Annotated in this window: 9 protein-coding genes; 2 read left to right on the top strand and 7 right to left on the bottom strand. The window is 59.0% G+C overall.

Annotated features, from left to right (window positions below):
* Positions 1-363: 363 nt before the first annotated feature.
* The 6 genes from BM235_RS07875 to BM235_RS07850 all read right to left on the bottom strand — a co-directional run bounded on the left by BM235_RS07875 (position 364) and on the right by BM235_RS07850 (position 14,137).
* Positions 364-2,085, bottom strand: coding sequence for a sensor histidine kinase (locus BM235_RS07875; protein ID WP_090111375.1), 1,722 nt, complete (start codon positions 2,083-2,085; stop codon positions 364-366).
* Positions 2,082-3,599, bottom strand: coding sequence for an extracellular solute-binding protein (locus BM235_RS07870; protein ID WP_090111372.1), 1,518 nt, complete (start codon positions 3,597-3,599; stop codon positions 2,082-2,084). Before BM235_RS07870 ends, BM235_RS07875 begins: the two co-directional genes overlap by 4 nt.
* 83 nt (positions 3,600-3,682) lie before the next feature.
* Positions 3,683-10,090 carry an S-layer homology domain-containing protein gene (locus tag BM235_RS07865; RefSeq protein WP_090111370.1) on the bottom strand — a complete coding sequence of 2,136 codons (6,408 nt, stop codon included), beginning with the start codon at positions 10,088-10,090 and terminating at the stop codon, positions 3,683-3,685.
* Between the two features lie 899 nt (positions 10,091-10,989).
* Positions 10,990-11,826: a carbohydrate ABC transporter permease gene (locus BM235_RS07860; protein ID WP_090111368.1), complete on the bottom strand. Its 837-nt coding sequence runs from the start codon at positions 11,824-11,826 to the stop codon at positions 10,990-10,992.
* A gap of 12 nt (positions 11,827-11,838) precedes the next feature.
* Positions 11,839-12,708: a carbohydrate ABC transporter permease gene (locus BM235_RS07855; RefSeq protein WP_090111366.1), complete on the bottom strand. Its 870-nt coding sequence runs from the start codon at positions 12,706-12,708 to the stop codon at positions 11,839-11,841.
* Positions 12,709-12,784: 76 nt separating this feature from the next.
* Positions 12,785-14,137, bottom strand: coding sequence for an ABC transporter substrate-binding protein (locus BM235_RS07850; protein ID WP_090111364.1), 1,353 nt, complete (start codon positions 14,135-14,137; stop codon positions 12,785-12,787).
* 244 nt (positions 14,138-14,381) lie between these two features.
* Between BM235_RS07850 and BM235_RS07845 the strand changes: the two genes are divergently transcribed.
* Positions 14,382-15,917: a glycoside hydrolase family 31 protein gene (locus tag BM235_RS07845; RefSeq protein ID WP_090111362.1), complete on the top strand. Its 1,536-nt coding sequence runs from the start codon at positions 14,382-14,384 to the stop codon at positions 15,915-15,917.
* 46 nt (positions 15,918-15,963) lie between these two features.
* Entirely contained in the window at positions 15,964-17,601 is a 1,638-nt protein-coding gene (locus BM235_RS07840; RefSeq protein WP_158543693.1) for a response regulator, read from the top strand.
* Between the two features lie 622 nt (positions 17,602-18,223).
* On the opposite strand, the gene BM235_RS07835 is transcribed toward BM235_RS07840, so the two are convergent.
* The gene (locus tag BM235_RS07835) at positions 18,224-19,114 is read right to left on the bottom strand and encodes a sugar phosphate isomerase/epimerase family protein (protein ID WP_255374196.1); all 891 of its coding nucleotides are present in this window, start codon (positions 19,112-19,114) and stop codon (positions 18,224-18,226) included.
* Between the last annotated feature and the right edge of the window lie 278 nt (positions 19,115-19,392).

Below are 19,392 nucleotides of genomic sequence, written 5' to 3'. Positions count from 1 at the left end.
TCTCCGTCCGCCCCAGGCCCAACGCCTGCTATTCAGCAGGCGATGCCAACTTCCCCTTCCGCCGTAGGCCCATCGCCTGCTATACAGCAGGCGATACCGCGGCCGACGCGGCCGGACACTGAATGCGTTATTTACTCAAAATCACGGCTTTGGCGATGTTGCGGTCACAGGGTTCGTTCATGCGGCGAATCAAGCGAGTTTCCTAAGTTTCAAGCGAGGATGACGGAACGGTAGTCCTTAACCGATCATTTTTGGCGCGAATTCTACCGAATAGCGGCTCCTGTGTCCATCTCTCGACAATCTCTCGACGATCTCCCAACGATTTCCCAAAAGCCTTCCACCGGTCCCCCCGACAACCTCCCATCACTCCGGCTCGCCAACTTGCACCTGCCACACCAACTCCGCGCACAACCCGCCCCTCTCCGAATGGCTGAGGAACAGCCCGGAGCTTTTGCCGAACAGCAGCATGAGCCGCTGATGAACGTTCTGCAAGCCGGAATCGATCTGATCGCTCGGCGCCGTGCGGATCTTCGTCCGCAGCGACTCCAGCTGCGCCGGCGTCATCCCCGTGCCGTTGTCGTCGACCGTGAGCCGCGCGAGGCCGCCCTCCTCCAGCGTTCCCCGGATGCGGACGCTTCCGTACTTCACGGGTTTTCGGAATGCATGCACGATTACGTTCTCGATCAAGGGCTGCAGCGACAGGCGGGGGATCTCCATCTTCAGCATCGCCGGATCGATATCGATCTCGTATTCGAAGTCGTCCGTCAGCATGCGGTGAATGTCCAAATAATTTTCGATCAGATTGAGCTCTTCCTGAATGGTCGCGAAGCTGCTGCTTAGCTTGGTCGTATAGCGGTAGTACCGGCTCAAATTCATCGTCATCGAGACGGCCGCTTCCTTTTCCTCGAGTTCCACCATGCTCTTGATATACGCCAGCGTGTTGTAGAGGAAATGCGGATTGATCTGCGACTGCAGCTGCTTGACGTTCGCTTCCTTCGTCCGGATCTGCTCCTTCAGCACGTCCTCGATCAGCTCTTCGATTCTCGCGGCCATCGAGTTGAACTTTTGATAGACGTATCGGAACTCCCCTTTCGGAGGATCCTTCATCCGGCTCGTATAGATGCCCTTCTCGATGAAATTCATGCCCTGCATCAGCTTGCGGAACGGAATGCGAATGCTCCGGTACAGCAAAAAGCTCAGGATGCAAGCCATAAACAGCATCATGCCGCTGATCGAGTAGAACATCGTCTGGCTGCGTTTGATCGGGGCCATGATCGTGTCGATCGGCACGTAGTCTACCAGATACCAGCCCAGCGACTGCACCATGTCCATATGCACCTGGTACGTGCCCCCGCTCGTCCGGATGAGCAGCGGCTCGAATTCGCCGTCGGCGCCCGCCGGGTCAAGCTCGGGCAGCATCTCCTGAATGAGAGCCTGATTCGCCGTATAGTTGTAGATCGGGGTATCGCCAGGCTTGTATAAAAAGGGATCCTCCAGCCCGTTACTCTTCATCTCGGACAGATCGCTCTTGATCTCGCCTTCGTCCACTTTGGCGACGACCGTCAGATCCGCCTCTTCTTCCCTGGCGCTCTTGGCCGGATTGGAGATCGTCTCGATAAAATAGGCATTGCCCTTCGAGCTCGTCCGATAGCTCCAGAAGCCGTCTTTGTCAGGCAGCTCTGCAGGCACGGCGCCCAGGCTGGAATTGCTCTTGATCACCACCCCCGTCTTCGGGTAAACGACCGCGATGATGCCCTTCCACCTCCCGTAGCCCGCCAGCCTGCTGATTTCCTCGGACACGGTTTTAAGCGTACGATAGTAGAGCAGATCGTCGTTCAACAGGTCTGGATAGGCCAGATTGCGGACTTCCGTGCTCTCGTACAGCATCTTTTGATAGGAATCGTATTGGGCGAACATTTGCCCGAGCTGCCCGACGAACGTCTCGACCTGCGTGCGCTTCGCCTTCACGATCTCCCGCGTCAGGACGCTGGAGCTCGTATGGTTCGAGTAAGCGTACAGCGCGATGATCGGGGTCAGCAGCAGAAGCAAAGCGAGTACCATCCTCGTGAAAATGCTGGATTTCACTTCGATCCCTCCTGATCCGAGCCGGAGGGTTGCGCAGACCGGAACTCCGCATACTGCCGCTTAAATTCTGCCCATACTTTCTCGTAGCCGGCCTTCTTCAGCGCTTGCATCGAGCTCGGAAAGGCTTGGTCATAGCCGACGATGCCCAGATTGATCGGCAGGAACTTCTCGTTATAGACCGCGAGCACTTTGGCGTACTCTTTTTTGACCGGTTCCTGGTTAAAATGAAAGCCGAAAATGTTGGAGATCCGCGCGTTGTCGTCGTTATGCAGCATATCCTCTACGACGGAGTCGTCCACGCTGGTCGTCGGCATGAAGTAATTTTTGTTGCGCCACATCCACTCGTACATGAACTGGTCGTTCGTAAGCAGCTGGATTTTGTCGTTTTCGATGCGATAGTCCTTGCCTTCTACGCCATAGATGATGAAGTTGTAATGCTCCTTGCTCTGCAAAATCCAGTTCATAAACTGCATGGCGCGCTCCGGGTGGAGGGCCTTGGTCGGAATCATATACGCCTCGTTGGACGGCGCCACGACGTACTTCGGCTTGTCCGGGGCCAAGTAATATTCTCTCAGCTTGGCTTTGGGATCCGCGTTCTGCACCGTCTGCAGGTTCTCCATCGCCCGGGAGACCGCGCCCACCCGGAACAGCAGCTTGCCCGCGTCTTCCTGATCGATGTTGGCCGCCTTATTGCCGGCCAGGCGCTTGTCGATGACGCCGATGTCCACCCAACGCTTGCGAACCTGCGCAACCTTTTTGTACAGATCGGATTCCAGGTAATCGACCAACTCGCCCGTATTCTCGTTCACGGCGAACATCTGATTTTCGTCGAGGAAGGTGAGCGGCTGATCCGACAGCTCCCGCCACAGGACGTCCTGGCCGCGATCGTTTTCCAAGTACCCGTAGTAGCTCGGATCCCGCGCATGCATTTTCGTATAAAACGCTTCTAAATCGGCGATCGTCCGGATGTCCTTCATGCCGACCGACTCCAGCAGATCCTGCCGCACCATCACCGATGTGAACTTGCCGGCGGAAGTAAACGCCTGCGAAGGAATCGCCCATAGTCTGCCGTCCATCTCGTACTGCTTGAAGTTGTCCGCCGGGATGTTCGCCGTCAGATCTTGTCCATAGGTCTGAAGCAGCGCGTCCAGCGGCTGGATGTAGCCCTTCGTCTTGTAATCCGATACGAACGACGTGCCGTACCAGAACAAGTCGTAGTTCTCGCCGGTGGAAAGCGCCAGCTCTACCTTGGATTGATAATCCGCCCAGGGGATATACGTCAATTCGAGCTTGATGTTGAGCTCCTGCTTCAAGCGCGCGTTCAGCTCGTTGTCGACGAACTCCCGCATGCGCGCCGATTCGTCCCCCGGCATGATCATGCTGAGCGTGACATAGGGCTGCGGCACATCCGCGCTTGTGGATTCGCCCTGCTCCGGCGCGCCTTTGCAGGCCGAGGCAACCGCGACCCACGCGATGAACGCGCATAGTAGAAAAATACGATGGATTGTTTTCACCTAAGCTGTCTCCCCCGGAAAAAGAACGTCGATACCATTCAATTGTATAAAGCCCCGGCAGAATCCTGCCGAGGCTCCAACATTCAGTTCATAAATTGAACGAGCTGCAAAAACCGTTTGAGCATGACGACCGCTTCGGCTCTGCTTGCGCTCGCGCCGGGATCGATCGTCGTTGCCGATCTTCCTTCGATAATATCGGACGCAAGCAGCTGAGCGACGGCCGGTTTGGCCCAAGCGCCGATCGTTCCCTTGTCCGCGTACTGCTCAAGAATCGTCTCCTGGGCATCTCCCGCCGGCGCGGATTGGCCCACGTACTTCAGCGCTCTGGACAGCATGACCGCCATTTGTTCGCGGGTGATCCGGTCGTTCGGTTTAAAGGTACCGTCTTGATACCCCTCGATGATACCCGCCTTCACCGCTTGTTCGACCGCATCGTGATACCAGTCCGCTTCGGCGACGTCGCTGAACGAAACTGCCGCAGCCGGCGAATTTAATCCGAGCGAACGAACGAGCAGGGCCGCGAACGCCGCACGCGTGATCGGACTGTTCGGCGAGAAGCTGCTTGGCGTGACGCCATTGATGATAAGCTTCGATGCCAGCATTTCGATGTCCGCCTTGGCCCAGTGGCCGTTCAGATCGGCGAACGTCTTGCTGCTGGACGCCACCGTGTAGATGCTGTTCCCGTTCCGTTTGATCACGGCTTCCGTGCGGTCGCCGCTGGCCTGGAAGACGGCCGGCGCAAAACGGAAGTTCCCTGCAGCCGGATCGTACAGCAGCGCTGTCGTTTTCGATGGGTCCGCCGTTCCGGACAGGATGATCGTTCGCTCGACGTAAGTGTTGCCAAAGTCGGCGATCTCGACGGATTTTCCGTTTGCTTCCGCAATAATGTTGTATTCCAGCGCAGGGGCGAGCAAGGTCAGGCCATCCTTGGCTGCCTCTGCGGACAATTGCTCCGCTGTCGTGCCTGCCACTTCGTTGATTTCGATTCGGATGGTCATTCCATCAGCGCTCGTACCCAGCTTTTCGGCCATCGAAGCCAATCCCAAAACGGAGACAGGCACCTTGTAGCTTCCGAGATCCGTCTGTACAAGGATGGTCGCGCCCGGCAGATTGCTCGCGGCATAGACAAGCACCGACGACGGGACATTTACCTTCACGCTGCCGCCGTCGTTTTTCACGTCGATCGTGACCGCGTTTAAGGTCGCTGACGCTTGTTTCGTGAGCGCGTCGAAGGCCTCTTTGAGCCGCTTCGCATCGATCGTTGCCGTCGTTTCGGCGACGCCGTCCGCATTCTTGGTTTGAACCGACTTCACTGCGTCCTGCCCCAGCTTGACGCCATCCTTCGTCTGCTCCGGCGCCGGTGTCGCAGGCGTTACGTTCGTGCCGCCGGAAGGCGGATTGGTCTCCGGCTCGGACTCGGAAGACACGGTAACCTGGAACTGCTTTGCGAAGTTGCCGTCCGACGTCTTGGCCGTTATCACAGTCTGGCCAACGCCGACAGCCTTCACCAAGCCTGCGTCAGAAACATAGGCCACTGCCGGATCCGCCGCCGACCATACGACCCTCGTATTGCTTGCTTCTGCGGGCGCAGCAGCGACACTGATCTGCTTGCTATTGCCTGGCGCCAATTTCAGTTGTTCTGCGGTGTCGGAGGTGATGCCCGTCACTCTCACCGGCGCCTCGGCCGCGCTGCCGGATACGACGACGCTGCCCAGATTCAGCCATCCGCCATCACTTTGCTCGGCATTCGCAAAATGGAACGGCTTGGCGTCCGCATTGACCTGCTCGAGCGGGTTCACGTAGCGCATCAGAATTTGATAGCTTCCGTCGCTCAGCGCCTGATTGCTCGTCGACTCGAACAGCTTGTTGCCGTCGAATCCGTTCGTATTCGGCAGGATGTTTTTCAGATTCCAGCCCGGCTCCCAGATCTTCACGATGCCGTTTTCCGTTTGGGCGGCGAGCTCTACCTTCCAATTATAGTAGAAGGGCGCCACGCCTTTATTCTCCAACTCTACGCCGACCTTGAGGTTCCCGCCCGCCGCATCCAGATACGCTGTGGGCGCGTAGTACTCGTATCCCATTTTGCGCGAGCCTTCCGTCGCTCTTGCCAACGCCTCCGGGGCCAGCGGCGTCTGGAAGATGCCCTGCGCGATCAGCCAGGAAGCGTGCGTCAGATTCAAGCTGGTGTAATAATCCTCGCCCTGCGCGCCTTCGATCGGCGTCGACGGCTCATTGTAGCGCGGCGGATCGTTGTTCCACATCTTCACCTGAATCTCGGGCCGCATCTCCCCGCCCATGCCGTTCGTCTTCCAGAATTCCGTGGCCGACGCGTCCTTGATGCGGCCCCAGAAGTGCCAGCTTTGTCCGCCCAGGCTTGGCGGGAGCGTCTGGAACGCGAACGAATCATCGTGATAGCCGACATCGAAATTCGTCGTTTTCAGCGTGCTGTTGTCCATCGGATACCGCAGCACAAGCTGGGTGCTGTCGAACGCGTTATCCATATCGGTCAGCACGCGCTTCAGGTTGGCGTCGGTCGGCATGAGGTTCGGCGACTTTAAATTCCCGTCATACGGGTACGTATGCCATTCCCCCCAGAAGCCGATCAGGCCGATCATGATGAATCCGATCCGCTGATCGCCGTCATAGCGCGCGCCAAGCGCGCCGATGAAATTGTCCAAAGCGCCCATCAAGCGTTCGTCGTTGTAATCGGGCGCTAAGCTCGTGGCATCCTTGCCATTGTCGTAACCTTCATAGGCAAAAGTTTTCAACCCTTCGTCGATCAGAAATTGCGGGATGCCGGAAGGCTTGTTCGGATAGTCCAGATACACTCTGAACACGGCCTGATTGCCTCTGGCGGCCACGGCTTCCAGCCGTTTGTCGAGTTCCGTCCAATCGAAGTCGTTCAGATTGTTCATCAGCTTGCTCAGCGGGAGGTAGAAAAACTCCATGCTGTACGGCAGCTGGGTCGGACGGTCTCTCCAATCGTCGCCAGCCGTGAAGTACGATTCCTCGGACGCATCGTAGAAAGGAAGGAAGCCCTTAAGCGGATTATCTATAGGCGCCTGCCTGTACGTGAGCGCATGCGTCCCCTCTGCCGTCGCCCATGCCGGCGCGCTCGGGTGGTCGACAGGCTCCGGTCCGGAAGGACCGCCGCCGTTGCCGCTCGTTCTGCCCGCTAACGCATACAGTCCAAGCGCGTCGATCGTGAGCACATTGTCCGATTGGCTGCTCGGGCCGAAGCCAAATTGAATTTGCAGCACCTTGCTTCGGTCGAATGCGGCGTCGCAAGCGCCGCAGCCCTGCCAGGACGATTGGGAAAAGGCGCCCCAAGGAATGCGGACCATGCCCTTGTAGCCCGCGGCGATCGACAGCGAACCTCCGCCGAGGGTGGTCGTCTTCCAGCCGTCCGCAGCGTTATAGAACTTGACGGCGCCGCCGGCTTTTAAGGAAAACTCGCCTTTGGACGCGTCGGTGACGAGCGCTACGTTGAGATCCATGCTTTTGCCGCTCGGCGACGTATTGTTCACCCAGAAGGCGAGACCGTCGAAGTCGGTCCAATCCGTATCCGTCCCGGTAAACGCCGCGCGTTTGATATTGACCCAATTGGATGCAGACTTGCCGGGCGTCGGGGACACCGAGAACTTCATCGCCTGCGTGCCGTTCGCCACGTTCGCCTTGTCGAGCGTCCGAAGCACGGATGGATCCCCGTCCTCCCAATCGATCTTCCAGACGTTCTGCAGCGCGGCATCGTCCGCATAAGTATCGAAGCTGTCCAGGCTGCGATCTGCACGATAGAGCGCAATGTCGTCGATCGTGACGACATTGTAGATGTAACCCTTGGGCGGGAAGCCGAACTGAAGGCCGTCGATCTCGCTCGGGTCCAGTGCGGCCGCGCATGCGGCCTGATCGCCGTCGCACTGCCAGGCGGCTTGAACGAATTGATCCCAAGGGATTCTGACGACGCCGCTGAATCCCGCAGGAACGTTCAGCGAGGCTCCGTTAAACGCCGCTGTGCGCCAGCTTCCGTCGGCGGCGAGCGTCAGGGCCGATCCGCCGTCTTTTAACCCGAACTCTCCGTTCGCAACAGGCGTCTCGAGCGCGACGTTTAAGCTGAAATTCTTGTTGTCGCTCGTCGTGTTGTTCACCCAGAAGCTTAGACCGTCATACCGGGACCAATCCCGCTTGTCTGCAGGAATCGCGTGGATGATATTCGCCCATTCCGAATCCGCGGTGGCCACGGACAACTGGAGGCCCTTGCTCCCGCTCGCATCGCCGAGCGCTCTCGTCACCGAGCCAGGCTTGTCGGACCAGGCTTCGGTCCATGCTTGCCCGATGGCTTCATCGTTCGCATAGGACTCGAAGTCTTCGATCAGCCCCGGTGCGGCAGTGCCCGGACCGTTGCCGCCGCCCGTCTCCGTATCCGATTCGTATTTGTCCGTAAAGTAAATCTCATCGATATAGATCGTGCCCGTCGTATTCCAGGTCGCTTGCGCGAGGGCGATGCTCCAGATCGTCTGCGACAGATCCACGCCGTTCGCGGGCAGATCGATTACGAGATCCTTATAGCTTGTCGTTAATGTATCGCCGCTGAATTGACCGAGCGTTTTCGTGACGCCGCCGATCGTGACGTTGACCTGGCTTTCTTCGCCGCCGATGGCGCCTTTCGCCCGAATGACCAGCTTGCCCATAGCGGCCAGATTGCGGCCGATATTCGTCTCTAACCGCGACATGTTCTGATACTGCAGGACGAGTGAGCCGTCTTCGACGACGCCCGCGCCGCCCCCGTTCGCGAAGTTGCTCGAGCCGGTCCATTGATTCAGATCGTTCTGCGTGCTTACCGACCAGGCGGGCGTGCCGTCGTAATTATCGACGAGCAGCTTCGTCGGCGGAGGCGGCGGCGTTGTCGGCGGCGGCGAGCATGGCGACGCGCAGTCTCCCATCAGCACCGTACCGAGATTGAGCCAGCCCTCCTTGTCCTGATCCGTGTTCGCGAATCCGACCTTTTTCGCTTTCGTGCTAATCGCCTCGAGCGGATTGACGACTTTCATGACCAAGTAATAATAGCCGTCGCTTAAGGCCGGATCGGATATGGTCGTATCAAAGTAATACGGCTCGCCGAACGGCACGTATTTTGGATTGCCATCTACATTCCATTCCGGGTACGTTCGGATCTGCGCAGGCTGAACCTTCGTGATATCCCATGACGTGTCCCATTGCTTGACCAGCTTCCCGGACGCGTTTTTCACGCCCAGCTGTACCTTCCAGGCGTAAGAGAACGGCGCAACGCCGTTATTCTGAATGGTCACGCCGACCTTCAGCGGATCTCCCTGCGGCACGTCGTTGTAATAAGCGCTTTTCACGTTCAGATCGTAGCCCATCTTGCGGATGCCCGCAGCCACCGCGGCATCGTTCGCGCTGTAGCTGCCGATGCCCTTATGATTGATCATCCACGTCGCATGCGTGAGCTCGATATCGTCGATCGCATCGTCGACGTCGTCGCCGCCGCTGAAGAAGCGCTCCTGAATCTCCGGACGGACCTCGCCGCCGATCGATTCCGTGATCCATTTGTTCTCCGAGCCGGCATCCAGCATCTGCGTCATGAACGAATAGTAGGCGCCGCCCATGCTTTCAGGCTGGGTCACGCTCTGCAGCGGATCCCCTTCCTTGAAGCCGAACGAGTCGTCATGATAGCCGATGTCGTAATCGCCCGCATTGGGCAGGCCGGGATTGCGGACCTCTAATTTAGTGTGATTAAAGGCCGTGTCGTAGGCGCTAAAAATGGCGTTGATCGTGTCAGCATTCGGCATGTGATCCGGATAGTTGTCGCTGCTCGTATCCGTGTCGTACGGCCAGGTATGCCACTCGCCCCACAGACCGACCAGGCCCATATGAATAAAGCCGATGCGCGGATCGCCGTCGTATCTGGCGCCGAACGCTTGAATGAAGTTGGTCAAATACGCGACCATGCGCGGGTCGTCGTAGTCGGGTTCGTCCTGATTGAAGGCATCGTTGTGACGAATTGCAATACCGTCGTCGTGCATGAACTGCGGGATCGCGTCTGCTTCGCCGGGATATTCGAGATAGACGCGAAGCACCGCCTGATTGCCTCTTGCGGCAATGGCATTCAGCTGCGGTTCGATCCCCGAGTCGAACGTGAATGAATTCGGGCCGTTCATGACCGCCTTGAGCGGTACGTAAAACCACTCCAGGCTGTGGGGAAGCGACGTCTCGTTGTCCCACGGATAAAAAGGGGCGAAGCCCTTGAGCGGATTGTCCAGCGGACTGGACGCGGCGGTCAGATCGTGCCTGGCCAGCGCGCTGTCCGCCACCGGACTCGGATAGGGATTGACCGGCACGCGCGTCGGGTCCGGGCTCGCGGCATTGGCTCTGTTTGGCGCGGTATTCGCCAGCACGGTGCTCAAGAGCAAACACATCGCGAGAAAAACGCTGAATGACGATTTTCGAATCTGCTGGGCAGACAATGGATTCATCGGAATCCTCCTCGTTCGATTTTTTCCAATGTTAGCGCTATCAAAAGGCGATTTGAAAATGCCCGCTTGAAGCTGCGGGCCTTCTGCCGCTGTAAGCTCGCTTTTTGCGCTTACAGCTGCCTACGCACGTCCGCGCCGCGTTGCAGCCGCTCTTTTTGCACTTGCAGCCGAACCTCTGCGCTGTAACAGCACATTTCTCGGTTGCAGTTGCCTTCGCACGTTCACACCGCGCTGCAACCGCGTTTTCCTCGCTTACAGCCGCGCCTCTGCGCTCTAACAACACTTTTTGCGCTTACAGCTCCCAAGCCAGGTACTCCCGCCGCTCCAAGCTCACTTTTTGCGGTTACAGCTCCCAAGCCAGCTACTTCTGCCGCTCCAACCGCATTTTTTGCGGTTACAGCTCCATAGTCAGCTACTTCCTCCGCTCCAACCTCACTTTTTGCGGTTACAGCTCCCAAGCCAGCTACTTCTGCCGCCCCAACCGCATTTTTTGCGGTTACAGCTCCCAAGCCAGCTACTTCTGACGCTCCAACCTCACTTTTTGCGCTTACAGCTCCCAAGCCAGGTACTCCCGCCGCTCCAAGCTCACTTTTTGCGGTTACAGCTCCCAAGCCAGCTACTTCTGCCGCCCCAACCGCATTTTTTGCGGTTACAGCTCCCAAGCCAGCTACTTCTGACGCTCCAACCTCACTTTTTGCGCTTACAGCTCCCAAGCCAGGTACTCCCGCCGCTCCAAGCTCACTTTTTGCGGTTACAGCTCCCAAGCCAGCTACTTTCACCGCTCCAACCTCACTTTTTGCGGTTACAGCTAAGTGGGCGGAAGCACTTCAGCGGTCTTAACAAACCAACACTCCCCGGCAGCGCACAGGCGCCGCCAGGATGCCAGGTTCGAAGCCGCCTTAGCCCTTGCTGGCGCTAAACGCAACGCCTTCGATAAACCGCCGTTGGAAGATAAAAAACAGCACGAGCATCGGAATGACGGCCATGAACGCGCCGGCCGTGAGCACCGGATAGTCCGTGCCGAACATGGAGACGAGCGTCGCAAGTCCTGCCGACAGCGTCAGCTTCTCGGGCGAGCTGTTGATGATGAGCGGCCATTGCAGGTCGTTCCAGGACCAGAGCAGCTGGATGATGACGATCGCGACGAGCGCCGACTTCACAAGCGGCAGCATGATGTGGCGGAAGATCTGGAACGGATTGCAGCCGTCGAGCACTGCCGCCTCCTCCAGCTCCTTGGAGATGCCGAGGAAAAATTGCCGCAGCAAGAAGGTCGCGAACGGACTGACGAGCGAGGCGATCCAGAGCGCGGTCACCGTGTTGACGAGTCCGAGCTTGCTCATCATCATGTATTGCGGCGTGTAAAAGACCGGGTTCGGCACCATCATGACCGAGATGATCAGGAAGAAGCACAGGGCGCTGCCAGGAAAGCGAATGCGCGCGAACGCGAACGCCGCCATGGCGCTGAAAATGACGGGAAACAGCGTCTTCATGAACGCCGACATCAGCGTGTTCGCGTAGTAGTGCAGAAAAGGGGACTGCGCGAGCGCATCCTTATAGCCGCGAAGGCTGGGCTCAGCAGGGAACAGTCGAATCGGAATCTGGGTCGCCTCGGTCGTCGTCTTGAGCGACGTGAGAACCATCCAGAGGAACGGAAGCACCATGATGACGGCTCCCGCGATGAGAATCAAGTGAATGACGATATTGCTTCTACGCTTGGCAGAGGCGACGCCGCTCATATTCGTACCTCCTCAGTCGTAAACCACCCATTTTTTTTGCATCAGGAACTGGAAGCCGGTCAGGATCAGGTTGATGAGCAGCAGGATGTTGACGATCGCCGCCCCGTAGTTCTGATCGTAGTAGATAAACGAATTTTGGTAATAGGCGTAAACGAGCGAGCGCACGGAAGGCAGCGCGACGTTCGTCTTGCCGATGATCAGGTAGATGCTGTCGAAAATTTGCGTGGCGCCGATGACGAGCACGATCGACGTAAAAAACAGCGTCGGCGTCAGCAGCGGAAGCGTAATGTAGCGAAACTTGCGGAAGCCCACGGCGCCGTCGAGCTCGGCCGCTTCATACAGCGGACGCGGGATGCCTTGGAGGCCGGCCAGGATCAGCAGCATGTTGAAGCCGATCGCGCCCCATACGCCCACCATGACGAGCGCGTACATGGCGAACCGTTTGTCCGAGATCCATGCGATATGCGTGCCGATCACGGAGTTCAGCAGGCCGTAATCCTGCGCGAAAATAATGACCCATACCATCGCAGCGGCGGCTGCCATCGTAACCTGCGGCAGGAAGTAGATGACCCGGTAAGCGGACCTGCCCTTGATCTTCGCGTTCATCAGAACGGCGAAAAACGTGGACAGCACGATCGTCAGCGGCACGAACAGCACGACATACAGCATCGTATTGCGAAGATTTTGCCAGAACTCGTCGTCCTTGAACAATCGCTCGTAGTTGGCCAGGCCGACCCAGTGATTGTCCATTCCGAAATTTTCGGACTTCAGGAAGCCCAGGTAAACCGAATAGATCGCTGGCCACAGCCAGAACACCAGTGTCCCGATCAAGGTAGGGGCGATCATCACGTAGGCCCATGCGTACCTGCTCTTTGCGTTCATTGCGTTCACCCCATCATGGCCGAAGGCGTCCCGCTAGCGGGATCGCCTTCGACGATTTTACCTCTGGAGACGATGCTTACTTCGCGTCCGCGATCGCCTGATTCATCATTTCCGCGACCTTCTTGGCGCCTTCTTCGACCGAGATCGCGCCGCCCCATGCCTGGGACATGATCTCGCTCTCCTTCGCGAACCAGACCGGATACGACTTGGAGCCGCTCGGATAAGGGACCGCGTCCGCCGTCTGATCGATGAACACCTGCAGGTTGAGGTCCGGCTTGGACTTCACCCAAGCATCCTGCGTGCCGTTGAATGCCGGGATCGCCGCGCCCATTTGAGCCGTGATGTCGGCCGCGTCCTTCGAGCCGAGGAACTTCAGGAACTGCCAGGACTCTGCCTTGTGCTTGCCCTTCGCGGACATGACGTTGCCGAGGCCGTTGATGATGTTGCCGCGCTTGACCTTGCCCTGAGGCAGCTTCGCCCAGTCGTACTTGCCTTTGATGACGTCGCTGCTGGCCAGGTTGCCATTGTCCCACGAGCCGTCGAAAATCATCGCGAGCTTGCCGGACTTGAACATCTCGACCGCGTCCGTGTCGGTCATCTGCTGGTGCGTCGGCGAAGCCTTGTCGACGATCAGCTGGTAGCGAGCTTTGAGCGCTTCGATGGTTGCCGGCTCGTCGTAGCCGGACTTGGTCATGTCGTCGTTCAGGATGTGGCCGCCGTTCGCCAGAATGTCGTTCCAGTAGCCGGCTTGCGTATCCAGCTTGGCGCCGAAGCCGTAGATGCCTTTGTCCGGCTGACTGAGCTTCTTGGCCACTTCGGCAAGCTTCTCGTAGGTCCACGTATCGTCCGGATACGGAATGCTCGCCTGATCGAACAGCTCCTTGTTATAAGCGAGGCCGATCGTATCGAAGTCCTTCGGAATGCCGTAGTTCTGCCCGTCGAGCGTGTAAATCGAACCGAGGTTCGCGGCGTAATTGTTCAGGTCGATCTCGCCTGCCTGCACCTTGTCGGTGATCGGCTCGAGGAATTGGCCCGTCGCGTACTTGATGAACTGGCCGCCGTGCATCCAGAAGACGTCGGGCAGCGTGCCTGCCGGCGCGGCCGCGGACATCTTGGTCCAGTAGTCGCCCCAGGGGATGACGTCGACTTTGACCTTGATGTTCGGATTCTGGTCGGTGAACGCCTTCGCGATCGCTTCCATGGCCGGCTGCTGGTTCTTGTCCCAGATCGTGTAGGAGATCGTGACGGCTTTGCCGCTGTCGCCGCCTGCCGGCTTGCTGGCCGCAGGGCTTGAAGCGCCGCTTGCCGGCGCGCTGCTTGCCGCGTTGCCTCCGCTATTCGAGTTGCCGCCGCAGGCAGCCAGTGCCAGCGAAGCGACGAGCAGTACGCCGGCTGCCGAAGCCGCTTTCGATTTCTTTTTTACGTTCATCGTGATATCCCCCTCGTTTTTGGCTGATGATCGTCGTGAGCTCTTGACGCTCTCATCATAAAGCACGGGATTTGCGCGTTGATATGCCCCGATTTTAAGATTGAAACCACATTCTTTAGATCCGCTTTCCAGCCGTCTGCGTTGTCTGCATAATTAAAACTGAAGCAAAAATCAGCTGAACGAGGACGCTAAAGACGATGGCCTCCGCCCGCATCCGTCCGTTACAGACAAGGAGAATGAAGCCATGACCGACAAAACGATCGCCAGGCTGCCCGGCGAATATTGGTGGGGCGGCGTCATCAACGAAGGCAGCGCCATGCCGTTCGGACGAACGGTCCATGCCAGGGATTTGCGCATGACGGACGACAATCAAGCCTCCCCTCTGCTGCTGTCCAGCCAAGGCCGTTACCTCTGGAGCGAGGATCCGTTCGCCTTCCGTGCAGACGAGGAAGAGCTATCCGTCTCGCCCGGCGCCGGAGAGGTCGTCCTGGAAGAAGGACACGGCTCTCTGAAAGGTGCCTATGCGCATGCCAGCCGCACGTACTTTCCCCCGTCCGGCCAAATTCCCGACGCGCTCGCCTTTACGGCGCCGCAATACTGCACCTGGATCGAGATGTTCTACGCGCCCACGCAGGACAAGATTATCCGCTACGCGGAATCGATCCTGGCGAACGGGCTGCCGCCGGGCATCCTCATTGTCGACGACAACTGGATGAAGGACTACGGCATGTGGGACTTCGACAAGCACCGGTTCCCCGATCCGGGCGCGATGGTCGCCGAGCTGCATCGCATGGGCTTCAAAGTCATGCTGTGGATGTGTCCCTACGTGAGCGCGGACAGCACGATCTTCAAGGAACTTCGCGGCGGCGGACTGCTCATGACCGGCGCGGACGGAGCGCCCGTGCTCCGTCAATGGTGGAACGGCTACAGCGCCGTCATTGACTATACGAAGGCGGAAGGCGCAGCTTGGTTCAGGCGGCAGATGGACCGGCTGATCGTGGACTACGGCGTGGACGGCTTCAAGCTCGACGCCGGCGAGCCGATCCTGCCGGGCGCGCCTGACGTGACGCAGCCTGTCTCCTGGTCGCGCCCGCTGCGCCAGCTCGAGGACTGCGAGGCCTACGCGTCCCTCGGCATCGGCTACTCGCTCGTTGAGCTGCGCATGTGCTGGAAGCTCGGCGGTCAGGCGCTCATCCAGCGCCAACGGGACAAGACGCACACCTGGGACGCGGGCGGGCTCGGCGGCCTGATCCCGAACGCTATCGCGCAGGGGCTGCTCGGCTACGCGTTCAACTGTCCCGACATGATCGGCGGCGGCATGGACGGCGACATCAACGCTCCCGACTTCCGCTTCGACAGCGAGCTATTCGTCCGGTATGCGCAGTGCGCCGCACTGTTCCCGGTCATGCAGTTTTCCATGGCACCCTGGCGCGTGCTGAGCGGCGACGAGCTAACCTGGTCGCTGGACGCCGTGCGGCTGCGGACCGAGCTCTGCGAGGAACTGCTGGCGCTCGCCAGACAAGCGGCGGTCGACGGCCTCCCGATCCTGCGCAGCCTGGAGTTCGAGTATCCGGGCCAAGGCTATGCGCTCGTGCAGGATCAGTTCCTGCTCGGGTCGGACCTGCTCGTCGCGCCGGTCGTCGTCAAGGGACAGTCGGCCAGAGTCGTACATTTCCCCGAAGGCCGCTGGAAGGGCGATGACGGCAGCCTCGTCGAAGGCCCCGTCGCACTTGAGATAGAGGCGCCGCTCTCGCGGCTGCCGTGGTATCGTAAGCAATAGGCGTATGCAATGAATCGCAATGAATCGAACCATGGGGGGAGCCTGCATGTACGAACTGCTCATCGTCGACGACCACTCTCACCTCGTGGACAGTCTCGAACGCAACATGCCATGGCAGGCGCTGGGGATCGGCAAGGTGCATAAGGCGTTTTCCGGCGAAGAGGCGCTTGAATTTTGCAAGACCAGTCCCGTCGACATCGTCCTCACCGATATCCGCATGCCCGGCATCTCCGGCCTGGAGCTGATCCAGCAGCTCAAAAAATACGACAAGCACTTTAAAAGCATCTTGCTGTCCGGGTACGGGGAATGGGATTATGCGCAGGAGGCCATCCGGCAGCAGGTGGACGGCTATCTGCTCAAGCCGGTGGATCACGAGGAGCTGGCCGGCGCGGTGCGCCGGTTGACCGAGGCGCTTCGCCTCGAGTGGGACGAGCGCGGCAGACAACAGAAGGCCATGGATATGGTTCGCGAGCACATGCCGCTGTTCAGGGAGAAGCTGCTGACGGACCTGCTGCAGGGGCGGAAGCTGCCGCCGGAGCTGCTTGAGGAGAAGCTGGCTTACTATCAGCTGCCGTTTCGTCCGGGAGATCTGACGGCGATGTGCCTGCTGCGCATCGAGTCGTCCGCGGAGGAGCTGAACTGGCGGGACCAGTCCCTGCTCGCCTCCGCCGTCGCCAACATCGCGGAGGAGACGTTCTCGGACCTGTTCCACGTCTGGCACGGCCGCGATGCCTACGATTACGAGGTGTTCATTCTCAAAGTCCGGGAAGAGACTTGGCTGTCGCAGGATCCGCAGCCCGAGCTCGCCCGGCAGCAATCGTTCGAGCATCTGGCCTCGCGGCTGCAGCAGCACGTCAGGCAATTTCTCAAGAGCAGCATCTCGATCGTGCTGGGCGATTGGCAGGTTATGTCGCACGGCCTGCGCGGCATGTACCGGGATTCGCTGGCCGTATTCGCCCGCCAGCTCGGCGGCGGGACGGATCTGCTCATCCGGCTGCAAGACGCCGCCACGCCAGAGATGCCCTATCGGATTCACAGCTTGTACGAGTCGCCCACGTTCATTCAGCTGTCCGAGATCGGCCAATGGGAGGCGATCCGCGCGAAGTGGGATGTCGTCTTCCAGGAGGTCGGGGACAAAGGGATGGAATCGCGGGAGACGCTGCTCGAGCTTTATTATCACGCGATGGGCGCCTTCAGCTTTTTTGCCCACAAAAACGGGTTCAGTCTCCACGACGTCTTCCCGTCCGAGCCCGACAAGCCCGGCGACGCCAACCGGTTCCGCCATATGCGCCAGCTCCAGGACTGGGTCGCGCACACGCTCGAGCAGCTGCAGGAGATGACCAAGAGCGAATGGAACAACGAGCAGGCCGCGCTCATCCGCAAGGTGCAGCAGTTCATCGCGGAACGGCTTGCCGATGCCACGCTCCAGTCGGCGGCGGACCACGTCGGACTGCATCCCGCGTATCTGTCCGCGCTGTTCAAGAGCAAGATGAGCGAAAACATCAGCGATTATCTGTACAGGGCGCGCATGCAGCGGGCGCGCGAGCTGCTACTTGAGCAGCCCGAGCTCAAGGTCAGCGACGTCGCTTCGGCGATCGGTTATCACAAGCCGCAGTATTTTATCAAGCTGTTCAAGGAGCACTACGGTCTGACGCCGCAAGATTACCGGCACAAGTCTTTCTGATCGTGCGGGGGCTTTGGATGAAGTTAAGTTTATTGGCCGGCGGAGATTGCCGAGCGTCAAAAGAGCTGTCCCCAAAGTCATAAGATGACGGGGCGGCTTTTTTTGCTTTTTCGTGCTTACGGCTTGCTCAAACCTGCACTCAGGCGAGCGGCGGGGAGCCAAAGGTAGCGGCGGGTGAGTAGTCGGGAGACGCGGGTACGGGAATAGCGCAATTTTGCGCTATTTCTGGAGTATCACGTGAGCTGCGGGGTAGCTAGCGGGAGGCGCGGTACGAGAATAGCGCAATTTTACGCTATTTCTGGGTATCACGTGAGCTGCGTGCTAGCTAACGGGAGATGCGGGTACGGGAATAGCGCAATTTTGCGCTATTTCTGAGTATCACGTGAGCTGCGGGGTAGCTAGTGGGAGGCGCGGTACGAGAATAGCGCAATTTTGCGCTATTTCTGAGTATCACGTGGGCGGCGGGTGAGTGGTCGGGTGCCGTGGGTACGAGAATAGCGCAATTTTGCGCTATTATGAGTATCACGTGAGTGGGATGAGCCCGTGGGCGGCCGCGGGTACGAGTCGCGCGAACAAGGAAAGCCGCGCGTGCCGTGGCCGCGATGCGAGTCGTGCCTTATCGCTAAGACCGCTCCCTCTCCGCATCCGCCCACACCCCTCTGATCGTACGCAGCAACAGCAGCGACTGCCGCCACCGGTCCCCGATCTCGGCCGTTCGCCCCGCATGCTCGTCCGCGGTGATGGCGTACGGCGGCGGCCCCAGCTCGACCACGAACGGCAGCACGTCTCCCGGACCGGCCGCCGATTGCCAATGCCGCATGCCCTCGCCCCACCAGCGCTTAAAGTGCGGCATCATCGGATGCTCGCCGTTTTCCCCGACGTCGACCTGGACCTGCTCGCCGTTGGACACCCGCGCATGGAACGCGGCGGCCCGCCGAACGATCCGCCCGAGTAAGACCTCGGCTTCGTCGGATACGGTATGCATCTCGCCCGCTACGATATAGTGGGACAAATCGGCGGTCAACCTGAGCGACTTCAATGCATCCAAATATTCGAGCGTGCGGAGCAGGTCCTGCGTAATCGTGCCGCGGTGCGTCTCGATGAAAGCCGGAATGCCCTTCTCCGAGGACAATCGATCGAGCTCGCGGAGCAGACCGACGGCCGGCTCGCCCACGAGAAAAGGCGTCATGACCTGAATGTTGATATGCTGAATGCCGCCGTACGCGGCCGCTTGCGCCAAAAATCCGTCCATATCCTCCGCCGTCTTCGGATACGCGTTGACGCTGAAGGACAAACCGTATCGCTCCAGCAGGCGCCGCCAGCGGTCCTGCTGCTCCGCCGGAGGAATATACCCGTTGATCCCGTCGAAGCCCGCTTCGGCGATCGCCGCGACGCGCTCTTCCACCGTTCGCGTCCCCATTTTGTCCGCAAGGCCCGACATCCCCCACCAAGACATCTGCACGTCCAGCCTCGGTCTGGCGTTTCGCTCCGAGACGGAATATTTCGCATTCACTGCCGCAAGCCCCCCTTTCCATGCTCGAACCCTACAACCCAGACCAGGCTGGCCCAGGTCGCTTCTCTCCACAGCATAGGCCGCGGGGCTATGACCGGAAAGTAACATTCCTGCTATTTAATCACACGATTCTGCTAGGTTTTGCGGGGCGAAGCGCTTCGAGCGACAAGCGCGCATTCCGGAAACGCGCCTTCTTCTTCAAAATAACGACAACCTTAAAATTGGGTCTTCCCGTGCGCCCAAATGGGTGTATAATCGCCTTGTTTGCTTAATTGGCA

The sequence above is a fragment of the Cohnella sp. OV330 genome, assembly GCF_900112065.1.
GTDB lineage: Bacteria > Bacillota > Bacilli > Paenibacillales > Paenibacillaceae > Cohnella.
The sequence above is the reverse complement of the archived record's forward strand: the minus strand, read 5'-3'. Positions and strand labels throughout refer to the sequence as shown.